Source organism: Micrococcus sp. HG099 (assembly GCF_024723355.1).
Classification (GTDB): Bacteria; Actinomycetota; Actinomycetes; order Actinomycetales; family Micrococcaceae; genus Micrococcus; species Micrococcus endophyticus.
The window spans coordinates 1-5628 of sequence record NZ_JANQCJ010000138.1 but is presented as its reverse complement, the minus strand read 5'-3'; the positions used below and the strand labels follow the sequence as shown (position 1 = coordinate 5628).

Here is a 5628-nt window from a genome sequence, read left to right as displayed (position 1 = left end):
GCCCGGGCGCACGCCGGGCCCGCCGCGCCCGCGCTGCTCGAGGTGCCGCTGGCCCCGCCCGTGCGGCGGCGCGTCCGCGACTCGAGCGAGGACCTCGTGGGCCGGCTCCTGGACATCGTGGGGCTCGCCAACCGGGCCGACGGCGTCGACCGCGCCGAGCTGCGCGCCCGGCTGGGCGTCACCGAGGAGCGGCTCGACGCCGACCTCGAGACCCTGCGCTACTGCGGCATGCCCGAGCGCGACTTCCCCGGCTTCCAGTTCGAGGTGGACGAGGAGGGCGGCCGGGTGCACGTGCGCCGCGCCGCCGACCTCGCCGGCCCCGTGCGGCTGACGCGCCCGGAGGGGCACAGCCTCGTGGCCGCCCTGCAGACCGTGGCGGACCTGCCCGTGCTCGACGACGCCGACCGCGCGGCCGCCCGCTCGGCGCAGCGGCGCATCGCCGAGGCCGTCCTGGACGCGGGCGGCGCGGCCGCCTCGGCGGCGGACGACGAGGCGCTGGCCGAGGCCGAGGCCGGGACGGCGCCGACTCCCGCGCCCGGTGGGGCCGTGGCCGCGCACTGGGACGTGGCCGTCGATCCGGAGACCGTCCGGACGCTGCTGGCCGCGATCGCCGAGTGCCGCGTCCTGCGACTGGACTACCGCTCGGTGCACGCCGACGCGCTGAGCGAGCGCGACGTCGAGCCGCTCGCCGTCGTCCAGGACGGCGCCCGCCTGTACCTGCGCGCCTGGTGCCGCTCCGCCGGGGAGGACCGGGTGTTCCGCGTGGACCGGATCGGCGCGGCCGCGGCGACGGGTGAGGCCTTCGCCCCCCGCGCGCGGCCGGCCCGCTGGCGCGTCCACCCGGACGAGGCGGCGGGCACTCCGGCCGTGCTGCGCTGGGCCCACCGCGTACGCGACGCCGCGTCAGGCTACCGGCCCGAGGCCCAGGCGGACCTGCCCGACGGCGACCGCCTCACCCGGGTGCGCCTCACCGACGCGGACGTGGCCGCGGCCCTCGTGGGCCGCCACGGCGGCGCCGTCGAGGTGCTGTCCCCGGCCGCGATGCGCGCCCATGTGAAGGACGCGCTGGACCGCGCCGTCGATGCCCTCGCGGCGCGGTAGCCTGGTCCCCAGGAACCCGATCGAAAGGACCTCACCATGGCCGGTCTCCAGGGATGGCAGCTCGTCATCATCATCCTCCTCGCGATCCTGCTCTTCGCCGCGCCGAAGCTGCCCGCGATGGCCCGCAACCTGGGCCAGTCGATGCGCATCTTCTCCTCCGAGGTGAAGCAGATGCGCACCGAGGACAAGGGCGCCAAGGACGGCGAGGACGCGCGCTCCGGCAGCGGCTCCACCGCGGCCGACGAGCCGGTCGAGGGCCGCGTCGTCGAGCGCGACGAGACCGACGTCCGCCCCCGCGACGAGCGCTGAGCCGGAGGGTCCCCACCCGATGAGCGAGGTCGAGGAGGTCGCCCGGCGCACGCGCCGCCGGCGCCGCCGGGACAACCCCACGGGGGAGATGCCGCTGCGCGAGCACCTCACCGAGCTGCGCAACCGCGTGGTCAAGGCGGGCGTGGCGGTGCTGCTCGGCATGGTGGTCGGGTTCCTCATCTACCAGCCCGTGATGGCCGAGCTGTTCCGGCCGGTCAACGAGCTCTCCCGCGACGGGCGCATCTCGGCGATCGCCTACGACACCGTGGCCTCGCCGTTCGACCTCATGCTCAAGGTCAGCCTCTTCATCGGGCTGGTCGTCTCCAGCCCGGTCTGGCTCTACCAGATCTGGGCCTTCATCGTGCCGGGCCTGAAGAAGGCGGAGAAGAAGTACGCGCTCGGGTTCATCGCCGCCGCCGTCCCGCTCTTCCTGCTCGGCATGGGCCTGGGCTGGTTCGTGATGCCGCAGGCCGTCCAGTTCTTCGTGGGCTTCACCCCCGAGGGCGGGGCCACCCTGCCCACGGCGTCGGTCTACATCAGCTTCGTCACGCGCCTCTACCTGGCGTTCGGCGTGGCCATGGTCCTGCCGGTGCTGCTGGTGGGCCTCAACATGCTGGGCATCCTGCCGGGGCGCACCATCGTGAAGCACTGGCGCATCACGGTGTTCCTCATCATGCTGATCGCCGCCATCGCCGCCCCCGGTGCGGACGCGATCTCGATGGTCTACATGGCCGTCCCGCTCGTGCTGCTCTTCGGCGTGGCGATCGCCCTGTGCCTGTGGGGCGACCGGCGTCGCGCCAAGCGCGCCGTCCGCCGCGAGCAGGACGTCGAGGCCGAGCTCGCCTCGGGCCCGAAGCCGCTCCACGAGATCTGACCGGCGCCGCGCCCGCTCCGCCGACGGCGTATCCCCGGGCCGGGACGGCGTCCGGACCCGCCAGTAGGGTGGGGGCATGTCCCACGACCCCGTGTCCGCGACCCCGCCCGAGGAGCCGCAGCTCAGCCCGGCCGAGCGCTTCGCCCGCGCCAAGGCGGCCCGCCACCACGCCGGCTCCGAGCTGGGCCGCTTCGCCTCGCGCCTCGGCTTCCCGCTCGACGACTTCCAGCGGCGCGCGTGCGCCGAGGTCGAGGACGGCCACGGGGTCCTCGTGGCCGCGCCCACGGGTGCCGGCAAGACCGTGGTGGGGGAGTTCGCGGTCCATCTGGCCCTGGCCCGCGGCACGAAGGCGTTCTACACCACGCCCATCAAGGCGCTGAGCAACCAGAAGCACGCGGACCTGTCCCGGGTGCACGGCGCGGAGAACGTCGGGCTGCTGACGGGGGACACCTCAGTGAACCCGGACGCCCCCGTGGTGGTGATGACCACCGAGGTGCTGCGCAACATGCTCTACGCGCAGTCGGACAGCCTCACGGACCTCGGCTTCGTGGTGATGGACGAGGTCCATTACCTGGCGGACCGGTTCCGCGGCCCGGTGTGGGAGGAGGTCATCATCCACCTGCCCGAGCACGTGCAGCTGATCTCCCTGTCCGCCACGGTCTCCAACGCCGAGGAGTTCGGCGCCTGGCTGGACACGGTGCGCGGGGCCACCACCGTGATCGTCTCCGAGCACCGTCCCGTCCCGCTGTGGCAGCACGTGATGGCCGGCGGGCGGCTCTACGACCTCTTCGCCGAGGACATCGCCTTCGAGGACACGGCGGACCGGGACGGCGAGGCCCTGCTCAACCCCGAGCTCAAGCGGCTCGGGCAGGAGGCCGAGCGCCGCTCCGAGCGCCCCGACTGGGGCCGGCCCGGACGGCACCGCGGGCGCGGCGGCCGCGACGGCGGTCAGCGGGGCCGGGGAGGCCGGGGCGGGGACGGCAGGAAGGGCGGGCGCGACGCCGGCCGCCGCGGCCGGCACGGCGCCCACGCCATGGACCGCGAGCGGCCCGTCACCGGTCGCGTCCGGGGCCAGGAGGACGGCGAGCGGCGCGGGCCGCGGTTGTCCACCTCCCGCCCCGAGATGATCCGGGCGCTGGACCGCGAGGGCCTGCTGCCGTGCATCACCTTCATCTTCTCCCGCACCGGCTGCGACGCCGCCGTGGAGCAGTGCCTGCGCGCCGGCCTCGACCTCACCACCGCGCACGAGAAGGCCCTCGTGGCCGAGCGCGTGGAGCAGGCCGCGCGCCTGCTGCCCGTGGAGGACCTCGAGATCCTCGGCTACTGGGCGTGGCGGGACGGGCTCTCCCGCGGCTTCGCCGCGCACCACGCCGGCATGCTGCCCCCGTTCAAGGAGGCCGTCGAGGACCTGTTCGCCGCCGGCGCGCTCAAGGCCGTTTTCGCCACGGAGACCCTCGCGCTGGGCATCAACATGCCGGCGCGCTCCGTGGTCATCGAGAAGCTCGTGAAGTTCAACGGCGAGAACCACGTGGACATCACGCCGGGGGAGTACACCCAGCTCACCGGACGCGCGGGCCGCCGCGGGATCGACGTCGAGGGCCACGCCGTGGTGATGTGGCGCCCCGGGCTGGACCCGGCCGCCGTCGCCGGCCTGGCCTCCCGCCGCACCTACCCGCTGAAGTCCTCGTTCCGGCCCACCTACAACATGTCCGCCAACCTGCTCGCGCAGGTGGGCGCGGAGCGGGCGCGGGGGATCCTGGAGTCCTCGTTCGCCCAGTTCCAGGCGGACCGCTCCGTGGTGGGCCTGGCCCGCGAGGTCCGCTCCAAGCAGGCCAGCCTCGAGAAGTACGAGGAGGCCATGCAGTGCCACCTCGGAGACTTCTCCGAGTACCTCGCCCTGCGCAAGGAGCTCGCCTCCGCCGAGAAGTCCGGCTCACAGGGGCGCCGCCGCGCCCAGCTCGCGGCCGTGAAGGAGTCCCTTGCGGACCTCGCCGTGGGCGACGTCGTCGAGCTCGACGCCGGCCGCTCGCTGGGCCGCGCCGTCGTCGTGTTCCCGGCGGGCAACCCCCAGAACCCGCGCGTGGGCGTGGTGACGGACAAGGCGCAGCTGCGGCGCATCACGGTGGACGACGTCGCCGGGCCGGTCGAGCCCGTGGCCGGCGCGGCCCTGCCCCAGGTGCTCCAGGTCAAGACCCCCACGCAGCGCAAGGACGTCGCCGCCCTCATGCGCGAGGCCGTGCGCACCGGGCGCCCGCCCGCCGGCGGCGGACGCCGGGCCAGCGGCTTCCGGCTCCGGGAGGACCCGGCCGCGCCCCGCGTGGAGGAGCTGCGCCGCGCCCTGCAGCGCCACCCCTGCCACGCGTGCCAGGACCGCGAGGAGCACGCCCGCTGGGGCGACCGCTGGTGGGGCATGCGCCGGGAGGTCTCCGTGCTGCGCGAGCGCATCGCCGGCCGCACCAACACCATCGCCCGCACCTTCGACCGCGTGGTCGGGCTGCTGCGCTCCTACGGCTACGTCCACGAGGACGCCTCCTCGCCGCGGCAGGCCCTCACGGCCCGCGGCGAGGCACTGCGCCGGATCTACGGCGAGCGGGACCTGTTCACCTCGCTCGTGCTGCAGGACCCCGCCGTCCAGGGGCTCACGCCGGAGGAGTGGGCGGCCGTCGCCGCGCTGCTCGTGTACCAGGGCAAGGGGGAGGCCGGCCACGGCGTCGTCCCCATGCCCACGGCGCGACTGGCCGAGGTGGCCGAGGCCGCCGAGCGCATCGAGGAGCGGCTGCGCGCGGACGAGGCCCAGGCCCGGCTCGAGCCCACCCCGCCCACCGACCCGGGCCTCGTGGGGCCGATGCACCGCTGGGTGCGGGGCGCGAGCCTGCGCCGCACCCTCGAGGGCGCGGACCTCGCCGCCGGCGACTTCGTGCGCTGGGCGCGCCAGGTGATCGACGTGCTGGACCAGCTCGCCAACGTGCCCGGGGACGCCCGCCGCAGCCGGGCCTGCCGCAAGGCGGCCGACCTGGTCTCCCGCGGCGTCGTCGCCACCTCCCTGCCCGCCGCCACCGCCCGGGAGGCGGACGAGGACTAGGGTGGGGCGGGTGAGCGCACACCTGTTGACCACCGGCATCATCCACTCCGTCACGGACCCCTACGCCCAGGCCCTCCTGGTGCGGGACGGGGTGATCGCGTGGCTCGGCGCGGACGACTCCGCCGAGCGCGTGGCCGATCCCGCGGACGCCCGAACGGACCTGGACGGGGCCGTCGTGGTGCCCGCCTTCGTGGAGCCGCTGGCCCGGCCCGAGGACGCGCGGGACGCGCTGTCCCGGGGCACCGCCGTCGTGACCGTGCTC

4 protein-coding genes and 1 pseudogene are annotated in these 5628 nt (G+C 75.3%); all 5 read left to right on the top strand.

Annotated elements, in window-relative coordinates; genetic code table 11:
- Positions 1 to 1101: YafY family protein (locus NWP10_RS10270; protein ID WP_258300836.1), on the top strand; the 1101-nt coding region annotated here is incomplete at its 5' end.
- A gap of 36 nt (positions 1102 to 1137) precedes the next feature.
- Positions 1138 to 1410: a Sec-independent protein translocase subunit TatA gene (gene tatA, locus NWP10_RS10265; protein WP_258300835.1), complete on the top strand. Its 273-nt coding sequence runs from the start codon at positions 1138 to 1140 to the stop codon at positions 1408 to 1410.
- 19 nt (positions 1411 to 1429) lie between these two features.
- Entirely contained in the window at positions 1430 to 2284 is an 855-nt protein-coding gene (gene tatC / locus NWP10_RS10260) for a twin-arginine translocase subunit TatC (RefSeq protein WP_258300834.1), read from the top strand.
- A gap of 76 nt (positions 2285 to 2360) precedes the next feature.
- Positions 2361 to 5366 (top strand): RNA helicase, encoded by a 3006-nt coding sequence (locus NWP10_RS10255; protein WP_258300833.1) that lies wholly within the window; start codon positions 2361 to 2363, stop codon positions 5364 to 5366.
- Positions 5367 to 5376: 10 nt separating this feature from the next.
- Positions 5377 to 5628, top strand: a pseudogene (locus tag NWP10_RS10250) (hypothetical protein); the annotation flags it as partial.